A 24,426-nucleotide genomic window follows, 5' to 3' on the forward strand; every position below is an offset into this window, starting at 1 on the left:
CTTGCATTTAGCAGCATTTTGCCTTGCATTTTGTACCAAAACGCCTTGCATTTAGCACCAAAACGCACTGCGTTTAGCACCAAAACGCACTGCGTTTAGCACCAAAATACACTGCGTTTAGCACCAAAATGCACTTTATTTAGCAACAAATAGCTCAAAGTTTGGCGCCAATTGTGGTTTTATGCAATGTGTATTCATTTTGCTTGCATTTACCACTAACCCCTTTTTGCATCAGAACAAACCTTCGCAAGAATCGATTTTTTGCGGTCGGGTGGACGTTTGGTGGATTACAAGGGCACTCATAATGTTAAAATTCTTACTGAAAAATAGACAAAAACTGGTGGATGGACGAGGTGATAAGGAGGTTAGATGGGCAGTTGACAAGTTGACGGGTTAACAAGTTTACGAGTTGGTGAGTTAACAAGAACACCAGTTCACGAGTTAACAGAACACCTGTTTACGAGTTGATAAGTTAAATCATGTCTTGGGTTTATAAAGCAATCACTCAATGTCTTTTCAGTAGATATAGTTAAAACATAATCGCATTTTGTTGCTGATGGATGGGTAAGGGATTCAAATTTTGTTGTACCTATCCTTTATAAAACCGATAAAATTTTACCTGCATAGGCTTATCAATCGCGATTTTTATGTAAATTTGTCCAATATTCGTACCTGCAGGCAGTGCTAATCTAGGTTTGCAATACGATAGGGCCGACGATTACGCCCAATAAAACTGCGAGTTCAAAAGGAGAAGAAGGAAATATAATATAATGATTAACAAAATATTCTGTTTTACCATGTTGGCTATGGGGCTACTTCTAACCTCTTGCTATCATCAATATGTAAGAAGAAATTGGGTCATAGATGCGAATGCGAACATCTATGTTTATAGAATTACGTATGGCGAGTTGTGTTATAATTCAATTACAGCCATATCGTTGGAACATGATCGTGTTTATTATTATGCTAATGATAGTTTGTTATTGGCTGTTGATGATTTAACGCATAAGAAAAGAAGGAAAGTTAACGACCAGGAAATAGTAAACTTGCTGCATTATCTAACAGTAATAAACCTGAGTAGGTTAGAGAAACCTGATTGGAGCCGCTGTGGTTGTGTAACAAAGAATGAGTATGTGATAAGAATTTTAAAACAAGGAAAAAATGAATACCATTTCTTTCCTGAATTATTAAAATGCGACCAACGGTTGGGGTTAAAGTTTGTTGAAGACCTGCGAATGATTTTTGAAAGAATGTTGGAGTATGATGGTAATAGCGATGGTTTTAGATAGGTAATAATAGTAATCTTTTAGTATATGAACTTATATTATTTAGTGCTTTTGATGAGTCTTATTTGTGCAAAAGGCTCTGCTATGAAAAGGCTTGAGAACTTTCGAGTGATAAGTTATAGGCTTGTTTCTTCTGATTATCATTACTCTGACGAGAGAATGAAGTGGAGAGGGAAGTATTACATGCCTTTCTTATATGAAGAGTATAGAAAGGGAACGCTCCAAAATGTAGGAATTTATAAAAGTGAGGGTCTTTTGTTATTTACGTCTTCGGAAGTGGAAAAGGATAGTTTGATGAGAGATTATGTTTATATAATCAAAAGGAGAGAAATATATGTTGGAAAGAAAGTAGTAATAGATAAGGAAGGTGGGAATAAAAGACATGTATATAACACGGTAATCGTTAAGCATAGGTATTACTGTTATACGGGCAAGTATCTTAGAGTGTACATTCCTGATACTTGATAAATTTGTTTAATCCCTGAATGTTGATAGGAATGATTGCGCTTTTTTATAATAATCCTGGCATCATTGTGGAAGGTAGATTTAAGAAGACACGTATCCTTTGTTTCATGATATTATTGCCAATACTATTTCTTTTGGGGTATAACATTAAAAGTAAGCCCGATTAAGGCAACGAAGACAAAGCTAATTTTCATCTTTTCCAATACTTTATTTGCGATACAAGCTTGCATTACAACTAAAAACATTATGTCAATAAGAAATAGAATGCTGATGATGGTCTTGCCGCTGAGTGGTATCGCGACCGCTTTTTCGAGCGTAGCTGGAAAAAGCGGTCGTGTAGCAACTTGCACCAAAACATGAAATGAAAAGGTGCAGAAGGGCCAAGGCAGTAATGTTAGCGGCAGGATTAAACGTAGGTTTGTACCAACTCGATAACGCCTTCCACCTTCACGTTTTGTGTGGTAGCCGGAACAAGAATCGAGTCACCTGTTTGCATTTCCACCGTGTTACCTTCGTTATCAGTAATAGTTCCCTTACCATTTGTGCAGATAAGAATAACGAAACTATCGAGTTGCGAAAGGTCGATGGTTATTGGTTTGTCCAAATCGTAGAGGTTGGTGGTGAAGAACGGACAGGTGGCGAGGTTTACGCCCATATTTTTAGCGGGCACATAGTTGGTGCGATAGTTCTCTTCCACTGTGTAGTTGATGCATTCGGCAGCCTCTTCAGTATGTAGTTCGCGTGTGTTTCCGTCTTTATCCTTACGGTTAAAGTCGTAGATGCGGTAGGTTACATCCGAAGTTTGCTGTATCTCTAGTATGAAACAGCCCTTACCAATGCTATGAATACGTCCTGCAGGTATAAAGAAGCTGTCGCCACGTTTTACGTTATAGTTGCTGATGGCGTCGCAAATGGTGTTGTTAGCTACCATCTCTTTGTATTGTTGAGGTGTGATGGCGGTTTTCATTCCGCAGTTAAGGTAAGCCTTAGGGTCCGACTCCATCAAATACCACATTTCTGTTTTGCCACGACTTTTACCGCGTTTTTGTGCCAGTTCGTCGGTGGGATGCACCTGAATAGAGAGGTCGTCGTTGGCATCGATGAATTTAATGAGCAGTGGAAATTCGTTGCCAAAGCGTGCATAGTTCTTTTCGCCCACCAACTTTCCTTGCAGTTCTTTCAGCACTTCGTTTAGGCTTTTGCCTTCGTATTCTCCATTTGCAACGATGGTTTCATCGCCAGGGACGCCCGATATTTCCCAACTTTCGCCTACATTTTGCAGGTTTGAATCGAGATGTTTGAAGGACACGATTTTGTTTCCGCCCCAAATGGTTTGCTTTAATAAGGGTTTAAATTTTAGTGGTTGCATGTTATTTGAGTTTATGAGTTTACGAGTTTATGAGTTTTTTATTGAGTTAACTCCTTAACTTCTCAAAAAACTATCTGTCGTTCCAGAATGCTGGGGTGAAGATCACTAGCACAGTGAATATCTCTAAACGCCCCATGAGCATCAAGATAGAGCAAAGCCACTTGGCCAGATCGGGCAGTTGCGCCCACGACATGGTTGGGCCAATCTCTATTCCCAGTGTTGGTCCAACGTTGCTCAGTGCACTAAGTGTGATGGTGATGGCATTGGTGTTGTCTATTCCTGCAGCAATCATAGAGAATGCACAGAACAAGCACATCACCAATGTTACGGTGAGAAAGGCCAAAAGTGTTACACGTTTCTGCGTAGAGACGTTTACCCCGTCAATCTTTAGTGGTAAAACAGCGTTGGGGTGTAGCAGTTGTTTAAACTCGTTGCGTATAATCTTGAGCAACATTACCGCACGAATGCACTTAAAACCGCCACTCGTGCTACCCGAACAAGCACCAATGAACATACAGACGGCCAACACCACCCATGTTACATGTGGCCAACGGGCTGCATCGTCGCTAAAAAGTCCAGTGGTGGTGATGAACGATACCACTTGGAAGATGGCCACGCGAAAAGCTTTTTCCAATTCGTATTGGTTGCGGATGATAAGTTCGACCATGATGAAGGCCGTGAAACTTAACACTAACCAAAGATAGAGTTTGAACTCTGAATTGCGCAACAGTTGGCGAACTTTTAGTTTGGTGGCTGTGAAATATAGCAAGGTAAAGTTCACACCAGAGATGAAACAGAAGAATGTAACAGCATATTCGATGGTAGGCGAGTGGAAAAACTCCACACTGGAGTTGTGGGTTGAGAAGCCTCCTGTGGCCAAAGAGGTCATGGAATAATTAAGACTGTCGTACCAGCCCATGCCTAAGAACTTGTAACAAAGCGTGCAGGCCACCGATAAGGTGAGGTAAACTGCCCAAATAGCTTTGGCACTGGTACTGAGTTTGGGGTGCAACTTACTTTTTATGGGGCCTGTAGCTTCGGCCGAAAACACTTTTACCGACCCACCAACGAGCGATGGTAGCAGGGCGATGGTGAAGAACACGATACCCAAACCACCAATCCACTGGGTGAGCGAACGCCAAAAAATGATGCCGTGGGGTAGAATTTCTACATCGTCGATGATGGTTGCGCCAGTTGTTGTGAAGCCCGACATGGTTTCAAAGTAGGCATCGGTGAAGCTGTGTAGATATCCGCCTATCATGAAAGGCATGGTGCCGATGGCGCTAAAGATAGCCCATGAGAGGCTCACCACCAAACAGGCATCGCGCCTTCCCATGGTGTTGTCTGAGTTTCTACCCAGAAAACGAAATGTAAGTCCAAAAAATAAGGTGGCGATAATAGATACAAGGAAGGCCAAGACATCGTCTTCCGCGTAGTAAATGGCCATCGCCAGACACGATAACATCAAGGCTGCTTCGATGAAAAGCAGCGACCCGATGACTTTATATATGGTGCGATAGTTTATCATAGGAGCCTCACCCCAACCCCTTCTCTAAGGCTAGAGGGGGTATTTGCTTTGTGGGCGTTTTTATTTGTTCGTTTATTGTTTTGTTTTTTTGTTCTTTTAGGCTGTTAAGGACATTTGTTGTCGTTGTATAGCAGCCTTTAATCTTGCTCTTTATATAATAAGGTGTACCCCGTATACAAAGAAATTTTGGCAGCACCCCGTTTTTTTTGTGCAAGCAAGTGAGTTTGTGTAGCATTTTGCGTATTTAGTTGAAGAACTTTCCAATCTGTTGCATATTGGTGTTATGGCAAAACACCATCACGCTGTCGCCTGCTTCAATCTGTGTTCCACCCGAAACAAGCACGCCAACACCATTTCGAACAAGTCCGCCGATAGTTACTCCCTTGGGCAATCCCAGTTCGTATACACGTTTCTTTGTTACCTTCGAACCGCTTTGAGCCGTAAATTCGGCCACGTCGGCATTAGCCATGGTAAGAAAACGCACATTGCACACGTCTGCATCAAGCATCATTTGGTAGATGTGGCTTGCTGCAATATCTTTCTTATTAACGATAGTGCCAATGTCCAAACTGTCTGCCATGCTCACATAGTCCATGTTTTCAACCATGGCAACGGTTTTTCTCACGCCCATTCGTTTAGCAGTTAGGCAAGCGAGGATGTTGGTTTCGGTGTTTCTTGTAAGTGCCACAAAGGCCTGGGTGTTCATAATTCCCTCTTCGTTAAGCAGCTGAATGTCGCGCCCGTCGCCATGTATCACTAGGGCCTTGTTTTCATCTAGTTCGTTGTTAAGCACCTCGCAACGTTCTTCGCTTTTCTCTATAATCTTCGCTTCCATGTAGCTAGGTAGGTTTTTAACCGCCCTTATACAGGTGCTTCCGCCGCCCATGAACAGCACATTCTTTACATCAACATAATGTTCTTTGCCTACAATCTTGCGAATGTAGGGTATGTATTGCCTGGTAGTCATGAAATAGGCCAGGTCGTAGAGTTTCAGTTCGTCGTTACCTCCAGGGATAATGGTTTCGTATCCGCGTTTGATGGCCACCACATGATAGGGGTCGTCTGGTCCGCAGAGTTGTTTTAGGGGTTGGTTAAGTATTTCGCAGCCCTCTCGTAGTTTGATGCCTAGCATCACAAGTGCACCATTGTGCACGTCCCAACGTTGGCGCACCCACGACATTTTCAGTCCGTTGATGATGTCGGTAGCAGCCAGAATCTCGGGAACGATGAGCGAACTAACGCCCAAACGTTCGAATAGTTCGGCCACACCAGGTTCGGTAAGTTGCACATCATCTATCTTAGCCACCGTTTTTTTTGCCCCCAGTTCTTTTGCAATCATGCAGATGTTGAGGTTCAGGTGTTGGTCGGGCGTTACGGCGATAAACAAGTTGGCGTGTTGTGTACCTGCATCTTTAAGTGCTTTCACGCTGCTAGGCGATGCTTGCAGCGATAGGATGTCGGCTTCTGCGCCCATTCTATCCAGTCGTTCTTCGTCTTCATCAATGAGGGTGATGTCTTCGTGGCTATGCGACAGCAGTGTTGCCAAGTATATTCCGATGTCGTAAGCACCGGCAATGATTATTTTCATGCTTCTATCTCCTTTCTTATCGAGTCGGCGTCAAGACCTACTAATTGTCTCAGTTGAGCCACAGATCCATGTTCAACAAAGGCATCGGGTAGGCCCATTCGTATCATTTGTGGGTAAAACTTGTGGTCGTTAAGCCATTCCAGCACAGCAGAACCCATGCCGCCATTGCGTACACCGTCTTCAATTGTGATGATTTTCTTAAACCTGTTACCAATTTCTTGTATCATATTTTCGTCTAGTGGTTTTACAAAACGCAGGTCGTAGTGGGCTACGCTTTTTGTTGTTGGCATCTCATCAAGCACTTTTACCACTTCGTTACCTATTGGGCCAAAGCTTATGATGGCCAGTTCGGTGCCTTCTCTCAGGCATCGGCCAGTGCCCACGGCCACCTCTTTCATGGGCGTTCGCCATTCGGCATGTACGCCGTTGCCTCGAGGATAGCGTATTACAAACGTACCTTTGTTGGGTAATTGCGCGGTGTACATCAGGTTTCGCAGTTCGTGTTCGTCCATAGGCGATGCAATGGTGAGGTTAGGCACAGCGCGCAGAGCAGCTATGTCAAACGCACCATGGTGTGTTGGGCCATCTTCGCCCACCAGTCCAGCGCGGTCTAGGCAGAGCACCATGGGTAAGTTTAGCAATGCAGCATCGTGTATAATGTTGTCGTAAGCACGTTGCGAAAACGAACTATATATGTTGCAGAAGGGCATTAGTCCATCTTTAGCCATGCCAGCAGAGAAGGTTACGGCGTGTCCTTCGGCAATGCCCACGTCGAAAGCACGGTTGGGCATGGCTTTCATCATGATGTTGAGCGAGCAACCTGTGGGCATGGCAGGCGTAACGCCCACAATTTTGGGGTTGGCTTGTGCCAGTTCCACCAATGTTTCGCCAAAAACGTCTTGGTATCTGGGTGGTTCACCAGTGTTATTGCTCACATGTCGTTCGCCAGTTGCAGGGTTGAACTTGCCTGGAGCGTGCCAAATGGTGGCCGACTCTTCGGCGGGCTTATAGCCTTTGCCCTTAATCGTGTGCAGGTGAAGCAGCTTAGGACCACGTAGCAGTTTCAGTTGTTTTAGTTTTTTCACCACTTCGGTAACGTCGTTGCCGTCGAAAGGGCCGAAGTAGCGAATATTCATGCCCTCAAAAATATTTTGTTGGTGGCTCAGGGCCGATTTCAAGGCATTGTTCAGTCGCAAAATACCCTTCTTGCGGTCGTCGTCGAGCCAGCCTTTGGCGTGTAGCCACTGTGCGGCTTTAAATCTTAGGCGGTTGTAGGTTTCGTTTGTGTCGAGGTTAAGCAAGTATTTCTCCATGCCACCCACAGCTCTGTCTATGCTCATGTCGTTGTCGTTAAGTACGATAAGCAAGTCGTTGTTGGTAGATGAAGCGTTGTTTAGTCCCTCGAAAGCCAGTCCGCCACTCATAGCACCATCGCCAATAACAGCCACAACATGTCGCTGTTCGCCTTTTAACTTAGCTGCTACAGCCATTCCAAGTGCAGCCGAGATGGAGTTTGAGGCATGTCCGCACGCAAATGTGTCGAAATGGCTCTCTAATGGAGTGGGGAAAGGACGTATACCACCCAACTTTCGGTTGGTGAAAAATTGCTCTCGCCTTCCCGTAAGCAACTTATGGGCGTATGCCTGATGGCCCACATCCCATACAATTCGGTCTTCGGGCGTGTTGTAGACGTAATGAAGCGCAACGGTGAGTTCAACTACTCCTAGACTTGAAGCGAAGTGTCCAGGGTTCACCGATACCTCTTCGATGATGTCTTGGCGTAGTTCTTGGCACAGTTGTGGCAGTTGCTCAACGTCTAGTTTGCGCAAGTCCTCTGGGTATTTTATCTTATCTAATAGTTCGAAACTGTTTTCTCCCACAATACATCTTGTTCAATTAGGCTACAAAGGTACGGCTTTTAATCGAATATCTGTAACGCTACATTCATATTTCGACTGCCTTTTGGTTTTTTTTACGTAGGGCTCGTTTTTAGTTGGGTTTGTGTTTGGCTTCTTGTAAACGTGCTTTTGTTGGTGTTTCCTTCGTTGTTGCTGTTTAAAAGGTTAGAATTGAAGCAATTTTTGTAAAATAAATGGCTTTTTTGTTGCAAGAAACAGGAGAGAGAATTACCTTTGCAAGGGCTTACTTTTTAAAGCCTTGCTACTAGAATAAAATTAAGATTATGCGCATAAGTTCATACCTTATCTGTATGGCCACCGCTTTGTTGGTCCTTCTTGCATGGCCTACACGTGTTGTTGCATTGAATAACGCACGCAATTTGGCTTGCTCTGCAGATACGTTACGTCAAGGAAAAGACCTTGGCGAAGTGCTTGTGGTGGCTAGAAGAAAGCTGGTTCAGATAAGAAAAGACACCACTTTTCTCAACGTTGGTTCGCTGCATACCAAGCGCGGGGGAAGTTTGGAGTACTTGTTGCGTAAGGTTCCAGGCATGCGCTACGACCGTGTTACGGGTAGACTTACCTATAATGGAAAACCACTTGTTAAGATTAATCTTAACGGTTCTACATTCATGGGCAATAACATTGCGCGAGCTTTGGCCGCTATGCCTGCCGAAGCTGTGTCGCAACTCAAAATCTACGACTTGCTTTCTACATTGGAGAAAGCCACAGGTGTTACCGATGGTTTACAGGAACTAACATTAGACATCCAGACAAAAGCCGAATTTAACGGCGCTGTTACTACAAATGTGAAGGCTGAACATGGAACTCAGGGACGACGCAACGACAGTGCGCTGCTCAATTGGCTGCGTTCAAATGGTGAAAGCATGTCGTTGGGCGCTGCAAGTAGCAATTTGGAGAGCACCACTGCCGGAAATGGCAATTATACCAATATGTTTTCGATAGACGGAACAAAACATTTGGGCAAGAAACTGAAGATTAATGGTAGTGTTTCGCTCATGGATTTTCATCATGAAATGAAAGGAACAAGTTACAACGAAGAATATCTCACTACTGGAACTCGAGCCGAAGCCGCCGCTAATAATATGCATGGGCGAAACACCAATGGCACATTGTGGGCTTCTTCTAACTATGAGCTATCTAAAAGAACACAACTTAATGTAAACCTCTCGGGAAATATCACTGGTGGAAAGAGCGACAGCCAAAGCGAAACTCAACTCTTTGATAAGCGCGCACGCATCGACACCGTAACCGTGGGTTACGAACGCTCACTCTCTAGAAACCATTCCAATAGCTTTAGTGTATCTGCCGACTTCACGCACTCCTTTTCTGAAGGGGGAACGGCATTGAGTATTGTGGCTCGAATGGATGCTAATAACTCTGGAAGCACTAGTAATTCTAATAGTACAACACATTATCGACAACTGAGGAACAACGCCGGAACCGACTCTTTGCAGCTTCGGAACTTGCAACAGCTTTCGCCCACACAGTCGAAACATACGTCTCTCTCGGCACTTCTTACACAACCTTTGGGCAAAAAAGTACGCTTGCAAGCTGGTTGGGGTGTTGTTATGTCTAATAATCATCGCAAACAAGACACCTACGATAAGGCTCGAACGAACGGAATGTGGGTGGATAGCTTGAGTAATGAAAGCCGACTCAATTCTTTGGGGCAAGAAGTGAAACTTACATTGAGCTATGATAGCGAACAAATAAGGGCCAATGGTGGACTCACTTTGCAGCCTCAACGCAAACGATTTCATCAAAGATATAATGGAGAAACACGAGATACCACGTTGCGACACGCCGACTTCAGACCCATGGCTAATATTAGATGGCGGGCTAAGGGCATGAATGTGCGACTTGATTACACTGGATACACCTCGCAACCCAGTGCTGAAATGTTGCTGGCGTTTAGAAACACCACCGACCCTTTGGCTATTCGAGAGGGCAATCCTAACCTTAAGCCCACGTTTAACAACTTGTTTGGGCTGGAATGGGAACACGAACGTCTGGGACTTACGCTCCGCCTGAACTATCAAACAGCGCTGAATGATTTCGCTGAAGAGATGAAGCTCGACCGAAAGACTGGTGCTAGGCATTACAAACAAGTTAATATCAATGGTAACAACAGCCTTAGCACCAATATGGCCTGGTATAAACAAATGGGATTATGGAACTTGGGGCTTGATTGTTCCATGTCGTGGCGACACGAAGTGCTGCTAAACGACGATGCTACAGCGACCGAAGTGAACAAGAGTATTACAAAAATGCGTGAAGGGGAAATGGCTTTGCACTGTGGATTTGTTCCCAAATGGGGCGATATAACCATGGGCGCACGATGGCAACCGCGCTTTTCGCACAACGACGACACCCAAACGCGCACCCAAAACCACGACTTTGTTTTTAACCTCAATGCTATGGCCGACCTACCTTATAATTTAGAGCTGTCTACCGACGCCTCTTGTTACCTGCATCGAGGCACAATGACCAATAGTGATGCCGACCAATGGCTGTGGAATATGGCCCTGGCTTGGAGCTTTTTACGCGAAAAACAGGCTACGGTAACCCTTAGTTGGAACGATATTCTAAACCGAAGACAAAGCCTACATCGCAACGCTTCGGCCACAGGGTTTAGCGAAAGCTATAACCCCGTGATTAAAAGCTACGTGCTTTTGTCGTTTAGCTATCAGCTTAATATCAAGAAAAAGGAGAACCGTGGCTAACCAATTGCGCCCTTTACACCATTGTTGCAAAGGGGATGGTGATAGATGGCTTTGCAGGTTTGGCCAATTTGTGTTGATAAATCTTTATCGTGTTATGCTGTTTTGTGGATGGCGGTGGTGTGATAGAGCCGAAATGCGTTGCGATTGCAAGCCAATGACTCGTTATCAGCCATGATAAACGACACAAAATAACCTTCCCAACCAAACTTTTGCACGTTAAAATGCGGGATAGAACTTTTGTTTTTGAAATAAAATGACGATATTTGCAAATTAAATAAAGGCCGATTCTGAGAATCTTTCTTGGGGTTTTAGGTGCTTTATCTGTTTTGGTTTTGCTTATTTCTTAAACAATTGTGGTGACTTACTGCCAAATAAACGTGCAAAGATAACCCAATTGCAAACAGAGTGCTCACCATCAATAAGCGCACAAACATGCTTTGTTGTGCAGCCAACTGCCACCTTAGGCCTTGTTTTAACACAAGATGCACACATAGAAAGAAAAGAATAACAACAACATTACATAAAAACATGAGCTATTTTAAAAAAACGCTCGCCCTGGCAGCCTTTATAGTGCTATCCTTAACGGCAGCGGCACAAAAGAAATTCGCGGTCTATGCCGCTGGATTTTACAATCAAGAGAACCTTTTTGACACTTGCCACGATGAGGGTAAGCGCGATTACGACTTCCTTCCAAATGGTTCGTACAAGTGGAATGGCCTGAAATACACTCACAAACTGCACAATATGGCACGCGTGTTGGCCGATATGGGTACCGATGTGTTGCCTGGTGTGGGCTGTGCTATCATTGGATTGTCTGAGGTGGAGAATACAAAAGTGCTCAACGACCTCACTGCTCAACCTGCCTTAGCTACTCGCGGATATAAGTTTTGCCATGTAGAAGGACCCGACAGGCGCGGAATTGATTGCGCATTGCTTTATAATCCCGCCCTTTTCGAAGTGCGAAATGTAAAACTTGTACCCTATGTGCAAACTTTAGAGAAAGATAGCGCCTTCTATACTCGTGGTTTTCTCACTGTGAGTGGCACGCTGGCAGGCGAACATGTAACAGTGGTGGTGTGCCATCTCCCTAGTAGGTTTAGCGATTCGTTCTATCGTGAGCAGGGCGCTAAGCAGGTGTTGGCCATTCGCGACTCGCTTCAACGCGAAGATAAAGATTGCAAAGTGCTAGTTATGGGCGACATGAACGACGACCCAATAGACAAAAGTATGAGCGAAGCATTAAGAGGTAAGGCCAACATCAACGAAGTGGGCGAGGGCGATATGTATAATCCTTGGTACAACGTGCTAGCAAAAGAGGGCGCTGGAACCTTGCAGTACCAAGGCTCATGGAACCTTTTCGACCAAATTCTGCTATCTAAAAACCTGCTCAACGCCAATGGCTCGAAAGACTATTCTTCGCTTAAATATTGGAAAAACCAGATTTTTAAGCGCGACTATCTTTTCCAAACCGAAGGCAAGTATAAGGGAATGCCTAAGCGAACCACTGCTGGTGGCGTGTGGCTCGATGGCTTTAGCGATCACCTTCCCGTGGTGGTTTATTTGGTGAAAGAGAAACAATAACAGGGTTGTGACGCGCTTCTGCGGGTTACACTCGTCATTCAACAACGATGATAGAACGCCATCCTCTAGAACCATTCTTGCCCAACGGTTGCAAAATACTAATGTTGGGCAGTTTCCCTCCCTCGCAAAAGCGGTGGAGTATGAACTTTTTCTATCCCAATTTCATCAACGATATGTGGCGCATCTTTGGCTTAGCGTTCTTCGATGATAAAGCTCATTTTGTTGACGAGGCCAACAAAACGTTCAAACTAGATGAGCTTAAAGCCTTCTTAACAGTAAAGGGAGTGGGTCTATACGATACGGCTACAGCTGTTAATCGTACCACGGGCACTGCTGCCGATAAAGATTTGGAGGTGATAGAACCCACAGATCTTGATGCCCTTTTGCTGAAAGTACCCGATTGTACAAACGTTGTGGTGACAGGACAGTTGGCTGCCGATGTGCTTAGAGCACACTTCAACATTGCCCAACAACCCAAGGTGGGGACTTATGTGCCCTTTATCTTCCAACCCGATGGCCGCCAAATGCGGCTCTATCGCATGCCAAGTTCGTCGAGAGCCTATCCACTAAAGGTTGAAAAGAAGGCTCAATTTTATCGTGCTATGTTCGACGAAACTCTATAACTCGCCTTGATAATAAGCACGATAACAATAAAACAAAATACAACATCCACACATATAATATATCACAAGATGCAAAAGACAACGGTAATAGGTATTGCCGGCGGAACTGGTTCTGGCAAAACAACGGTGGTTAAAAAGATTGCAGAGGCCTTACCTCCACATTATGTGGCTGTGGTGCCACTCGATTCGTATTACAACGACACGTCGGAAATGACAGATGAAGAACGACATGCCATCAACTTCGACCATCCCGACGCTTTTGATTGGAAACTGCTTACAAAGCATGTAAACGATTTGCGCAACGGTGTGGCAATCGAACAGCCCACTTATTCGTATCTGCTTTGCAACCGCTTAAAAGAAACAATACATGTTGAACCTAAGCCTGTGATTATCATTGAGGGCATTATGACTTTGCTGAATAAGAAGCTGCGCGACATCATGGACCTGAAAATATTTGTTGACACCGACCCCGACGAACGATTGATACGCAATATTCAACGCGATACCATCGACCGCGGACGAACGGTTTCGATGGTCGTAGATCGCTATTTGGAGGTGCTTAAGCCCATGCACGAACAGTTTATCGAACCCACTAAACGCTATGCCGACCTAATTATACCTCAAGGTGGTGAAAACGAAAAGGGTATTGGCATTTTGTGTCGCTATATTGAGGGGCTTGTACCGTTGGAATAGCGTGGCGGTATTATTGCTATAGGTCAAGAAAATAGCAAAAGTAAAACTTTTTGGTGCTATTTTTTGCAATTTCTGTTCTTTTATTGTATCTTTGTCACGTATTAGAGAAAACGAAGTTATAATTAAAAACAAGTTAAGCTATGATGAGATTTATACTTGCATCCTTGTTGATGCTTACATTGGGGGTAACAGTTTTTGCAGGTGATAACAGACAAATCAACGACTTGAAGAACCAACAAAAGGCGTTGAAACTGCAAACTAAGCTTACTAACACTCAGTTGGAATACGAAAAAGAATTGGCTTCGCTGGAAAGCTTACGCAAAAGAGCTGTAGAAATCAATATCGAAGCCAACTCTTCTGTGGTTACTGGCTTAAGCACAAAAGACGCTGCTGCCACTGCAAAGGCTGCTAACGATAGAGTTAAAATGCTGAAAGAGGTGGCTAAGATAAATAAAAAGCTTGCCAAAGGCGAAAAGAAGATAGAAGGATTGCAGAAGAAAATCGAAAAACTTCAGATCCAAATTGATAAGCTGAAACAAAGAGTTGAATTTGTAAGATAATGCATAAAGGCGTTAAAACGCTTTTGCACTGCAATAGAAAAAGGCAGGGTGAGAACATTTCTCGCCCTGTTTTTTTTGTATTCTACGCAAGTGGTTAAGGCACAGCAGGGTAGTTGGCAGGGTGTTAGGTTCATAATTCGTGCGTAACTAGTGAGGCGTCACCGCAGTTATATTATTTCTTTGGCTTGAAGTTGGCTCGATGTTTAGTGCGTGACAGGTGCGTTGTTGCCTGTTATTAGTACACTCTTACCCCGGCATACTTGCCCGTTTCAGTCTTTTTTTATAATTTCGCAGTTGGTTATAGCGACTTCATTGCACTAGCAAGTAGTCAGTATAGAGCAAAACATGATAGACAGAGCAACCGTTGAGAGAATACAAGAGGCAGCCAACATCGTGGATGTGGTGTCCGAATTTGTAACCCTTCGTAAAGCAGGGGCGAACTATAAGGGGTTGTGCCCGTTTCATAACGAGCGCACACCGTCGTTTATGGTGTCGCCAGCTCGTGGCATTTGTCACTGCTTTGGTTGTGGTAGGGGAGGCAATCCTGTTACCTTTATCATGGAACACGAACAAATGACTTACCCCGAGGCATTGAGATGGCTAGCCAACAAATACCATATTGAGATACAAGAACGCGAACTGAGCGACGACGAACGACGTGAACAGAACGAACGCGAAAGCATGTTCATCATTAACGAATGGGCGGCAGCCCACTTCGAAGAGGTCTTACACAATCATGAAGATGGCATTGCTATCGGCATGCAGTATTTTAGAAGTCGCGGATTTAGGGATGATATCATTCGGAAGTTTAGGTTGGGCTTCGACCTTAACGACCGCGAGCAACTGGCTCGCACGGCAACCGACAAGGGGTACAACGTGGATTTCTTGGTGAAAACTGGGCTTTGCTATCACACCGACGATGGTCGTTATGTGGACCGCTTTGCTGGGCGTGTTATCTTTCCTTGGTTTGGCGTGAGCGGAAAGGTGGTGGGGTTTGGCGGAAGACTGCTTGACTCGCGCACAAAAGGCGTTCAACAAAAGTATGTTAACTCGCCCGACTCGGACATTTACCACAAAGAACAACAGCTTTATGGCATTTTTCAAGGCAAAAAAGCCATTGCCAAAGAAGATTGTGTGTACATGGTGGAGGGTTACACCGATGTGGTATCGATGCATCAGTGTGGGGTTGAAAACGTTGTGGCCAACTCTGGTACTGCTCTTAGCATACATCAGATACGCACATTGCACCGTTTTACGTCTAATATTGTGCTACTGTATGATGGCGATGAGGCGGGCATTCATGCCGCTTTGCGCGGAACTGACATGTTGTTGGGCGAGGGAATGAATGTTAAGGTGTTGCTATTTCCCGATGGAGACGACCCCGACAGCTTTGCACGAAAGCACAACGCGGAAGAGTTTAGGCAATATATCGCCGACAACCAAACAGACTTTATTCAGTTTAAAACGCGTGTTTTGCTCAATGGAGTTACCGACCCCACACGTCGTTCTGAGGCAATATCGTCTATCGTGCAGAGCGTTTCGGTTATTCCCAACCCCATACTGCGCGATACTTACCTGCACGATTGTGCTCAACGATTGGGAGTGGCCGAGGCTACGCTCATCAACAGCATGAACAAATATATACGCGAAAGCCGAGAAAACAGGTCGACCGAAACGGCAAGAGCCGATAACCAGCCTGGACTTGCCACTCCCAAACCCATCATTGAGACGGTTACACCCCTGCAACAAGCTGCTAAGGTGGAACGAATGTTGGTGGAACAGGTGGTGAGATTTGGCGAAAGAATTGTGTTGCGCAATGTGGAAGACGAAGAGGGAAACTTGCTAAACCTCACCGTGGCACAATATATTCAATACGATTTTTTGCAAGATGGCTTGGCGTTTCAGCATCCAATATTTAATCGCATATTGGAAGAGGCTGCCGAAAGAAGCCTGCAACCAAACTTTAAGGCCGAGGCTTTTTTTGTGCACCATGAAGATATTGAGGTGAGCAAAATTGCTACCGAACTGTGTATGGACCCCTATCAATACCTCAAACTGAAACAAGTAGAACCTGTTCGTCCGCTCGACGAGGAAGAAATCCGACAAAAGGAGAAGGAGAAAGAGGAGGAATTACGCCAACGAACTGTGCATTTGCTACTTGATTTCCGACTTGATTATGTGGAACATCGACTCAAAACGCTGCAATCTGAGATTGCTCAAGCTGCCAACGAACCCGACAAGATGATGCAATTGATGGGCGAATTTAAAGACATGCAGGTGATTAGAAACGAGTTGGCGCGAAGGTTGGGCAGCGAAATATTAATTTAAACTTGCTTCAAGACTGTTTGCCAGGCTTGGGCGAGGTCTAGGGAGTTTGGGTTTTTGCTTGTAAGCGGTGATGGCTGTTGGGGCTTTGCAAATGGTGAAATACTTGCTAGCACGCATAAAAACGTGCCACGGCATAGATTGGTAATTAATATAAAGGCTGCATGTGGGGCGAAACATAAGGCTTAGCTCAGGGCAGTGCCAGTTCTAATGGGGGGATTTGGATTGTATTCTTTGATAAGTGGTAGCACAACCGATAGCGATTTAATCTAAAACAAGAAACAACACCTATCGCCCAAGGTATCTCATAGAAGTTTTTCTTGAACAGTTTTTTGAAAATCATCTATTGATGATTTGTTAATTTGGTAAATATATTTTACAAAAGGCTATTTTCTTTTTGCTCATTCTAGAACAGAAATCCTTGTAAAAGCTATATAAAACACAGCTGAAGGATAAAAAATAACCTGGATTTAGACGCTAACTCACTCTGTTTTTTGCCATTTACTATGCTTTTGCATTTCTCTTTCGAGAAAAGTTGCGCTAATTTTCTATCCGCAACGACAAGAAAATGCAACAAAATACTTGCAGTGAACTTGCAATATGCATAAAATCGAATTGCGTTTTACACCAAAACGCAGTGCATTTAGCATCAAAACGCAGTGCGTTTAGCACCAAAACGCAAGGTTATTTGCAGCAAAACGCGATGCTATTTGTAGCAAATAGCACTTGAAATAGGCGAAAAGTGGTCTAAAAATTCGATTTTATAAGCTATTTGCCTGTTGCGGATGCAGGCTTCATAGTTGTATTTGATAATACGAATAATTATACCTTAAGGGTGTTTTTTGCGCTAAAAATGGTGTGTTTTGCGTATTTCTTCTTATAACTTATTGCTAACCAAGATGTTATAAACTTAAAAAATACGCGAGAATATACGCCCGAGGCTCGGTATTTTCTCGCCGTTGGCACTCATAATGTTAAATTTTAGTACAAATATTTTACAGTTATGGTAGCGTGCTTCACCGCGCAATTAATTGGTGGCAAGTGTTGTTTGATGTTTATATGCTTTTTAGGGATTAACTTGGGTTTAAGTAAGTGCGCTGCTAGGGTGTGCAGTTGTGTGCCTAGTGGTGGGTTATATGCTGGCGTTTGATTTGAACAAGAGGGGGCGAAGGGCTAAATATAAACAGCGAATAATAACGGCAAGATGCCCACAAGCAAAGGCAAAATGCACTGGAGCAATGAAAACAAATTAAAAACAGGTGATAAGCGGTCTAACAACCAATTTGGTTTAAGTGCAGAGATAAGGCTTATGGGTCAAGGATAAACACGAAAAAGGGTTGTTAAGCTCTTGCTGTTGTACTTACCAACTATCGCCTAACAACCCCATGTGCAATAAAACTTACTTAACAATGTCCCATCCCATCACCGCAGAAACAAGCGGTGCAAGGGTCATACAGATTTTTTGTTGTCCCGACAAGTTGGGATGATAGTTAGACCCAAGGTCTTTTTCAACCGTGATAATCCCTGGCATAAACTCTGCAAAATGCACATCTTTGTGCGATGCCATGCGCTGTTGCAGCACTTTAAAGCTTGCAGAAAGGTAAGCGCCAGCCGAATGCGGGCGGATACAGATAACAGGCACAGGGCCATAATTTTTTCTAACCAGTTCGATAAGTCGTACATAAGCCCCTACGTATTGTTCAATGGTGGGTGTGATGATGGGCGAATAATCGTTTGTACCCAGGTTAATCAATACTAAATTTGGGCGATAGGCTTTGAAGTCGTAAGGAGTGGTGCCATGATGGTCGAAGAGTTGCAGGTAGCGTTGCGACATATTGCCTTTAGAAATCTGCACACTGTCGCCCCAATTGCGTACCATGCCACGGCCCGAGTGGGCGGTTAGCACATAGTCGGCATCAAAATAGCGCGCCAACAGGCAGGCATAGGCTTTGTTGCAGTTTTCGGTTTCAAGTTTAAAAGGCTCTGTGGCCTTACTTCCTTCTGAACCATAGCCGCAGGTGTACGAGTCGCCAATAACCTCGATGAGGCGTTTGGGAGCATCAACGGTATGCAGCGACGCCCCTTTGGGCAAGATAAAGGCATGCACCGTGGTGCATCCGTATTCGCCTTCGGTGCACTTTTGCAGTTCCAATTGGTGTTGTACGGCCTTCAAGCCTGTTGCTAGCACTATGCGTTGAGGGGTGTTGCCTTTCACCTTTATTTTCTTTACCCACTTGCCATCGATGAAAACGTTGTGGTAGCTCTCGCCTTCGTCTGAGATAAGTACACTTATTTGCGTGCCCGAGAAGCTCGTGCGGAGGTGTGTTCCCACCCAGTCGTAGCGCACAGTGCCCGCGGTGGAGTTGTGTTCCACGCGCCCAATGTACTGAATGGCATTGTGGGTGGCCTTAATTTGATTGTCGTTGGCGGCTTTCAGGGTGAGCGTGGCTAGTGCAGACCAGATAAAGAACAACGCAGTAAGCCTCTTTTTCATCACGCTTAAGGTGCGTGTAGAAACAGTTGTCATTGTTTTATCGTAAGTTGCGTTGGTGTTGCAAATGGGGTTCATATTGATGTTATGTATTTGTTTTGTGGTTATTGACTTGGTATGCATTGAAACAAACATTGCCTGGAGCTGTTTAAAACAACCGCAGGCAATGTTTTTTGTTTATCAAGAAAGCCTAGCTCTTAGGATGGCGAGAGAGAGTTGAACGAGCATTGTGCATGCCGTTGATATTCTCGCCATGCTTTCTTGCAGATTAATTTTTCACCACCTTGCGTGTTTTGCCTTGAGCATCTTTAATGATATACACGCCTTTGCGGTTGGTGTTGTTAACGCGAACGCCGTCTAGAGTGTAGATTTCAGCTTCTTTGTTGTTTTCAACGCTGGGCAGGTTGTTGATGCCAGTGGTAATATTGATGGTGTAAATGCGGTATTGGCTTAAGTCGCAGCTTACAACAAGGATGGTGGCTTTGCCGTTTTCAACCTTTTTTGCCACCTTCATGCCTTGACCTAATGTTGGTACTTTAATGTCGTCGGCCGTGATGTTGGCTAAAGAATAGTTGTATTCTGTGACATCTTGATTGAAGTTAGGAAGTAGCTTATCCTTGATAAGAATGCCCTGAATGCCAAAATTATATATCAATTCCATATCGTCTACATACAATTCATCGCTTCCGCTGCCTTCTCCTGGCTTGGCATTGGTAGAGAAAGTAACGAGGATGGCCTTGGGCTCTAAGGCGTTGTCGGCACCATAACCAAAGGGAATAGAGTAGCGATACCATGTGCCTTTGGTGTCGGCAATCTGGTTGGTGCTAGCCTCGGCCACTTTATTGGTGTAAGTTTTGTCTTCGGGTAATTGGTAACGAGTGCCGTCGGTGATTACTGCATTGGCACTGGCATAGGGTGCTTTGGGAGTGGCTACGCCTTGTTTAAACTTCACCCAGAATGTAAGCGTGTCGGGACGGCCAATCAATTCGGCGTAGAAAGGGTCGCCATTTGTGTCTTTGTCGTTGTTGGCGAGGTCGAGGAACGAATGGTTCTTGGCGTTAGAAGCGTTTGATGACCCTGCATTCAGTCTGCCAGTCGTCAATGTGCCGTTAGCAATAATGTTGAAAAAGAAAAAGTCTATCTTTCTCGACTTAATTAAAACGCTACTTTTGCCCTTAGAGCCAGGACGTTTTTCGGTGCTACTAACAGCCGATTCGTCTTGTGCAGAGTTTGCAAACGAGCCAGTAACGGTTTGGAAAGAGTGCCAGCGTTTGGGCTCTTTGCTATCACCAAACACCTCGAAATCGCTGTTGGGCACTTGGAAACCTTCGCCAAAGAGCACCTTAATGGTCATTCCGCCAAAATCGATGGCGATGTTGGCGTTCAGCTTGTCGGCTGTTTCTTGAGCAATCAGGTTGATGGGCACATTGCCAAGTCCGTTAATGGGCACAGGACTATTGGCTTGCAGCAAACGCACATTGCCCACAGTGTAGGGAGTGGCAGGGATGTTGATTGTGCCAACATTTACTTCTTGGCCACCAATATTTATGGAGAAGTTGGCCAAAGAGAGTTTGTAAGTACCGTCGCCTTGCTGGTCTACGTCTATAGAAGCGGTCTTGTTACTAAGTGTTTCACCATTAACCATGACCACAAGTTTTCCTGTGTAGCTTTTAGCAAATGCCGTGCAGGCAGCTAGTGCAACGAATAAAGAAGTAAAAAATCTTTTCATACTATTAAGTTGATGTGGCGAATACCATTCGGCTCGCCCGATTAAACAGAATGCAAAGCTAAGCATTTTTTTTGATATGGCGTATTTTCTGTTTAAGTTTCAATGTTTTATGTGCCATATTTTATGTAACTTCGCAGTATGAAACTTGGAATGTTATTGATTTTGCTCATCCCTATTATAGGGCATGTGTATGTGTTTTGGCATGTTTGGAACATTGTTCCGCTAAATAATTGGTATAGGGCAGCATTGCTAGTGTTGCTTTCTATGGGTGTTGTGGCCTTGATATTTGGCTTCAGCGTAGGCCTTAATATCGTGCCGTTTAAGTGTGCTACGTATATTTACGAGTTTGGCACATCGTCTATCTTTGTGCTTTTGTATGCCGTGATGCTGTTTCTTCTGCTCGATTTGGGTAGATTGGCGCGCCTTGTTCCAAAGCATTTTTTATATAACAGCTGGCCAGGAACACTTGCCGTGGTGGGTGTGTTGGTGGCTGTCTTTGTGTATGGCAATATTCATTATCACCATAAACAACGCCAAGAACTTAACCTCAATACTTCGAAGAATGTGAGTAAGGCATTGAAAGTGGTGATGGTGTCCGACCTGCATTTGGGTTATCACAATCGCAGGGCTGAATTTGCACGATGGGTTGACTTGATAAATGCAGAGCGCCCCGACCTTGTGCTCATTGCTGGAGACATCATCGATATCAGCATCCGACCACTGGAGGAGGAGAATGTGGCCGAAGAATTTCGCCGCATAAAGGCTCCTATCTATGCTTGTTTGGGAAATCACGAGTATATGAGTGGGGAAGAAAAGGCTGAGAGATTTTATCGTGAGGCTAGAATTAACCTCTTACGCGACAGCGTTGTGCAAGTGATGGACCTAAATATTGTGGGAAGAGACGACAGAACCAACCGCCGAAGAACTTCGCTTAAAGCGTTGATGGGGAAGACAGATCCACAAAAATACACCATCTTGCTTGACCATCAACCCTACCATCTGGAAGAGGCACAAAGGGCTGGAGTGGATTTTCAGCTTAGCGGGCACACGCATTACGGACAAGTTTGGCCTATCTCATGGATTGAAGATGCGATGTATGAGAAAGCTTACGGCCCACTAACGAAGGGAAATACGCGATACTTTGTTACTAGTGGAATGGGTATTTGGGGTGGAAAATTCAGAATTGGCACACGAAGCGAGTATCTTGTGGCTACCATAACGAAGAGTTTTTAACCATCGAATAACTGCTTGTATGGAGATGATAAGGCAGACGCTGAACGATGGAAAACGAGGGTGAAAGCGAGAATGGAAAACGAATTTAAGCTAACTAAGAGGCATTTGGAAACATGGTTTGCGCAGTTTAACCGCGATTATTTTGAGGCTAAACTGCCGCAACCTAAGCTTGCGCTTTCGCACTCGAAAACGCAGTTAGGGGCAATGCGTTTTAAAAGATGCATTAAAATGGGAAAGATGGAAACCTTCGACCATAGCATCCGTGTGAGTATCATGTTTAAACAAGATGAGCTGGGTTATAAAAATGTGCTGCTACACGAGATGATACATTATTATATTGCCTATAACAATATTCAAGATACTTCGCCGCATGGGGTTGTTTTTAGAAAGATGATGAACCAACTTAATAGCGAATATGGTTGGAGTATGAAGGTTTCTGAAAGCGGAAAAGCATTGCAAGTAGCCCAAGAACGTCTACCCAGGCGCGAATTTCTGGTGTTGGCACTGGTGCTTAGCAATGGAAAGCGATTTCTGTCGGTGGTGACGCCTGCTAGTTTTCGGAAGCTTAACCAGCAGGTTAAACGGGTAAAAGAACTTGAAAGTTATGGCTGGTATGTGTCTAGCGACGTGTATTTCAATGCTTATCCTCGAGTGAGAACCCTGCGAGGAGTGGAGGTGACCCCTGATTTTTTTGAAAATATGCTGAAAACAATGACGAAGCTGGTGATTTCTGAGTAATGATTGTGCTTGGCTAAAAAGATGTTTAACCGTGCTATGTACGCGTAAAGCCCTTTTAAAGCAAAGGCGAAAGCAGGCGGATGAGCGACTCCCATAGACGGGCAAAGAAAGGGCGATGGGCGAAAATCTCAGGACTATCCAGCACAATGCATTCGGCTTCGTCGGCTAAAAACACCTCTTTCATTCTTAAAGCCATGTCGCGATCGTAGAAAAACACATTGGCTTCGAAGTTGTTTTCAAAACTTCGGAAGTCTACATTGGTTGAACCACAGGTGCAAAGGCTGTCGTCGCATACCAAAAGCTTGCTATGATTGAATCCTGCACAATAAAACGAAATCATAACACCCGCTTCTAAAGCAGCCTGAACATAGGAACGACCAGCCCACTCAATGATTTTAGAGTCGGTTCGCGCAGGGAGCATCAGTCTAATGTCAACTCCAGCTTGTCGAGCAGTGCGCATAGCGAAGAGTATAGGTTCGGTTGGCAGGAAGTAAGGCGACTCCATATAAACGTATTTCTTGGCTTCGAGCAATATGCGCATGTAGCCTTGCATGATGTCGGGCCAAGGCGATACTGGGCTGCAGGTCACCACTTGCGCAATACAATTGTTGCGAATGAGTGGCGAAAGCACTGGATAATAAGCCTTATCGGTGATAAGCGTGCGCGAGACGAAATACCAATCCACCAAGAATGCGCGCTGAATGCCATACACAGCACCGCCACGAAGGCGCAAATGGGTGTCGCGCCACTCTTGTTTGCGCGTTCCTTTAACATAGCGCAAGGCCACATTCATCCCCCCTATGTAACCCGTTTGCCCGTCTATAATGCAGAGTTTGCGGTGGTTTCGGTAGTTCATCTTGCTGGTGAACATAGGGAAACGCACAGGCATGAACGATTGAACTTGAACACCGCCATGCATCATGCGTTCGAAAAACTTGCTTTTTACGCTCCAACATCCCACGTCGTCGTAGATTAATCGTACCTCAATGCCCTGCTGTGCCTTATCAATGAGCGCGTCGGCGATGAGTTGACCCAGAGCATCATCTTCAATAATGTAGGTACCAAGGTGAATATGGTGGCGCGCATTGCCTATTTGGTCAAGCAAATCCAAGAAAAAATCGTAACCATTGGTAAATATTTCCACCTCGTTGTCTTTGTAAGGGAGAGCCAAACTTAGGTTGGTAAAGAGGTTGATAAGTTCTTTGTGGGCGTTGGGCAGTTGCAATTCGCCTTGCTCGGCATATTCAAGCATGCTCCGTTTGGTGAGTCGGTCCATGCTTCTTTGACTGATTAGTCTTTCTTTACGGGTGTTTTGTCCGAAGAAAAAGTAGAAGATAATGCCCACTAGGGGCACAAAAGTAAGCACAAGCAGCCACGCCATGGTTTGTGCGGGTTGTCTATGGTCCATCAATACGCGCACCATCACACCTAAGGTGATGATGATGTATAAAGCGATGATAATGTTGTGGACGTATTGCATAGGCTCGCTTGTGCCACTAGGCAGTTTATACAACTTTAATATAGCGCCCTTAAGTCTCTAAACTGTGCGTTGAGCACGGTCAAGGCCACGTG

General features: G+C 44.6%; 17 protein-coding genes. 10 read left to right on the top strand and 7 right to left on the bottom strand.

The genetic code is table 11. The features are described 5' to 3' along the window. Positions 1–770 precede the first annotated feature (770 nt). Complete coding sequence (locus tag QME03_RS01425; RefSeq protein WP_281723234.1) at positions 771–1,289, top strand: hypothetical protein; 519 nt, start codon at positions 771–773, stop codon at positions 1,287–1,289. Positions 1,290–1,370: 81 nt separating this feature from the next. Further along, complete coding sequence (locus QME03_RS01430) at positions 1,371–1,751, top strand: hypothetical protein (RefSeq protein ID WP_281723235.1); 381 nt, start codon at positions 1,371–1,373, stop codon at positions 1,749–1,751. A 406-nt stretch (positions 1,752–2,157) separates the two neighbouring features. On the opposite strand, the gene QME03_RS01435 is transcribed toward QME03_RS01430, so the two are convergent. From QME03_RS01435 to dxs, 4 genes are all read right to left on the bottom strand, one after another. Further along, positions 2,158–3,120 (bottom strand): type I phosphomannose isomerase catalytic subunit, encoded by a 963-nt coding sequence (locus QME03_RS01435; RefSeq protein WP_281723236.1) that lies wholly within the window; start codon positions 3,118–3,120, stop codon positions 2,158–2,160. A 70-nt stretch (positions 3,121–3,190) separates the two neighbouring features. Beyond that, entirely contained in the window at positions 3,191–4,648 is a 1,458-nt protein-coding gene (locus QME03_RS01440; RefSeq protein ID WP_281723237.1) for a TrkH family potassium uptake protein, read from the bottom strand. Positions 4,649–4,892: 244 nt separating this feature from the next. Continuing rightward, complete coding sequence (gene trkA, locus QME03_RS01445) at positions 4,893–6,236, bottom strand: Trk system potassium transporter TrkA (protein WP_273116230.1); 1,344 nt, start codon at positions 6,234–6,236, stop codon at positions 4,893–4,895. Continuing rightward, complete coding sequence (gene dxs, locus QME03_RS01450; protein WP_281723238.1) at positions 6,233–8,116, bottom strand: 1-deoxy-D-xylulose-5-phosphate synthase; 1,884 nt, start codon at positions 8,114–8,116, stop codon at positions 6,233–6,235. Before dxs ends, trkA begins: the two co-directional genes overlap by 4 nt. Before the next feature lie 302 nt (positions 8,117–8,418). On the opposite strand from dxs, the gene QME03_RS01455 reads away from it, so the two are divergent. From QME03_RS01455 to dnaG, 6 genes are all read left to right on the top strand, one after another. Continuing rightward, entirely contained in the window at positions 8,419–10,881 is a 2,463-nt protein-coding gene (locus QME03_RS01455; RefSeq protein ID WP_281723239.1) for an outer membrane beta-barrel protein, read from the top strand. Between the two features lie 528 nt (positions 10,882–11,409). Then, positions 11,410–12,462, top strand: a complete 1,053-nt coding sequence (locus QME03_RS01460) for an endonuclease/exonuclease/phosphatase family protein (RefSeq protein WP_281723240.1) — start codon at positions 11,410–11,412, stop codon at positions 12,460–12,462. Positions 12,463–12,509: 47 nt separating this feature from the next. Beyond that, positions 12,510–13,085, top strand: coding sequence for a uracil-DNA glycosylase family protein (locus QME03_RS01465; RefSeq protein WP_025816824.1), 576 nt, complete (start codon positions 12,510–12,512; stop codon positions 13,083–13,085). A gap of 69 nt (positions 13,086–13,154) precedes the next feature. Further along, positions 13,155–13,778 carry a uridine kinase gene (gene udk, locus QME03_RS01470; RefSeq protein WP_273146838.1) on the top strand — a complete coding sequence of 208 codons (624 nt, stop codon included), beginning with the start codon at positions 13,155–13,157 and terminating at the stop codon, positions 13,776–13,778. 140 nt (positions 13,779–13,918) lie between these two features. Next, entirely contained in the window at positions 13,919–14,338 is a 420-nt protein-coding gene (locus QME03_RS01475; protein ID WP_273116261.1) for a SlyB protein, read from the top strand. 345 nt (positions 14,339–14,683) lie between these two features. After that, positions 14,684–16,666, top strand: a complete 1,983-nt coding sequence (gene dnaG, locus QME03_RS01480; RefSeq protein ID WP_273262524.1) for a DNA primase — start codon at positions 14,684–14,686, stop codon at positions 16,664–16,666. A gap of 1,396 nt (positions 16,667–18,062) precedes the next feature. On the opposite strand, the gene QME03_RS01485 is transcribed toward dnaG, so the two are convergent. Both QME03_RS01485 and QME03_RS01490 read right to left on the bottom strand, forming a co-directional pair. Continuing rightward, positions 18,063–19,157, bottom strand: coding sequence for an SGNH/GDSL hydrolase family protein (locus QME03_RS01485; protein ID WP_410521745.1), 1,095 nt, complete (start codon positions 19,155–19,157; stop codon positions 18,063–18,065). 265 nt (positions 19,158–19,422) lie between these two features. Beyond that, entirely contained in the window at positions 19,423–20,883 is a 1,461-nt protein-coding gene (locus QME03_RS01490) for a calycin-like domain-containing protein (protein WP_281723242.1), read from the bottom strand. A gap of 138 nt (positions 20,884–21,021) precedes the next feature. Between QME03_RS01490 and QME03_RS01495 the strand changes: the two genes are divergently transcribed. After that, the gene (locus QME03_RS01495; protein ID WP_281723243.1) at positions 21,022–22,116 is read left to right on the top strand and encodes a metallophosphoesterase; all 1,095 of its coding nucleotides are present in this window, start codon (positions 21,022–21,024) and stop codon (positions 22,114–22,116) included. A gap of 72 nt (positions 22,117–22,188) precedes the next feature. After that, positions 22,189–22,854, top strand: coding sequence for a SprT-like domain-containing protein (locus QME03_RS01500; RefSeq protein WP_281723244.1), 666 nt, complete (start codon positions 22,189–22,191; stop codon positions 22,852–22,854). A 55-nt stretch (positions 22,855–22,909) separates the two neighbouring features. Here the strand turns inward: QME03_RS01500 and cls are convergent, their stop codons facing one another. After that, positions 22,910–24,334: a cardiolipin synthase gene (gene cls, locus QME03_RS01505; RefSeq protein ID WP_281723269.1), complete on the bottom strand. Its 1,425-nt coding sequence runs from the start codon at positions 24,332–24,334 to the stop codon at positions 22,910–22,912. Positions 24,335–24,426: the final 92 nt, after the last annotated feature.

Source organism: Hoylesella shahii, assembly GCF_937990675.1.
Classification (GTDB): Bacteria; Bacteroidota; Bacteroidia; order Bacteroidales; family Bacteroidaceae; genus Prevotella; species Prevotella shahii.

Bases quoted from the DNA above. Each gene is read 5' to 3' on its own strand.
- QME03_RS01425 (WP_281723234.1), top strand. From the start codon at position 771: ATGATTAACAAAATATTCTGTTTTACCATGTTGGCTATGGGGCTACTT.
- QME03_RS01430 (WP_281723235.1), top strand. From the start codon at position 1,371: ATGAAAAGGCTTGAGAACTTTCGAGTGATAAGTTATAGGCTTGTTTCT.
- QME03_RS01435 (WP_281723236.1), bottom strand. From the start codon at position 3,120: ATGCAACCACTAAAATTTAAACCCTTATTAAAGCAAACCATTTGGGGC.
- QME03_RS01440 (WP_281723237.1), bottom strand. From the start codon at position 4,648: ATGATAAACTATCGCACCATATATAAAGTCATCGGGTCGCTGCTTTTC.
- trkA (WP_273116230.1), bottom strand. From the start codon at position 6,236: ATGAAAATAATCATTGCCGGTGCTTACGACATCGGAATATACTTGGCA.
- QME03_RS01455 (WP_281723239.1), top strand. From the start codon at position 8,419: ATGCGCATAAGTTCATACCTTATCTGTATGGCCACCGCTTTGTTGGTC.
- QME03_RS01460 (WP_281723240.1), top strand. From the start codon at position 11,410: ATGAGCTATTTTAAAAAAACGCTCGCCCTGGCAGCCTTTATAGTGCTA.
- QME03_RS01465 (WP_025816824.1), top strand. From the start codon at position 12,510: ATGATAGAACGCCATCCTCTAGAACCATTCTTGCCCAACGGTTGCAAA.
- udk (WP_273146838.1), top strand. From the start codon at position 13,155: ATGCAAAAGACAACGGTAATAGGTATTGCCGGCGGAACTGGTTCTGGC.
- QME03_RS01475 (WP_273116261.1), top strand. From the start codon at position 13,919: ATGATGAGATTTATACTTGCATCCTTGTTGATGCTTACATTGGGGGTA.
- dnaG (WP_273262524.1), top strand. From the start codon at position 14,684: ATGATAGACAGAGCAACCGTTGAGAGAATACAAGAGGCAGCCAACATC.
- QME03_RS01485 (WP_410521745.1), bottom strand. From the start codon at position 19,157: ATGAAAAAGAGGCTTACTGCGTTGTTCTTTATCTGGTCTGCACTAGCC.
- QME03_RS01490 (WP_281723242.1), bottom strand. From the start codon at position 20,883: ATGAAAAGATTTTTTACTTCTTTATTCGTTGCACTAGCTGCCTGCACG.
- QME03_RS01495 (WP_281723243.1), top strand. From the start codon at position 21,022: ATGAAACTTGGAATGTTATTGATTTTGCTCATCCCTATTATAGGGCAT.
- QME03_RS01500 (WP_281723244.1), top strand. From the start codon at position 22,189: ATGGAAAACGAATTTAAGCTAACTAAGAGGCATTTGGAAACATGGTTT.
- cls (WP_281723269.1), bottom strand. From the start codon at position 24,334: ATGCAATACGTCCACAACATTATCATCGCTTTATACATCATCATCACC.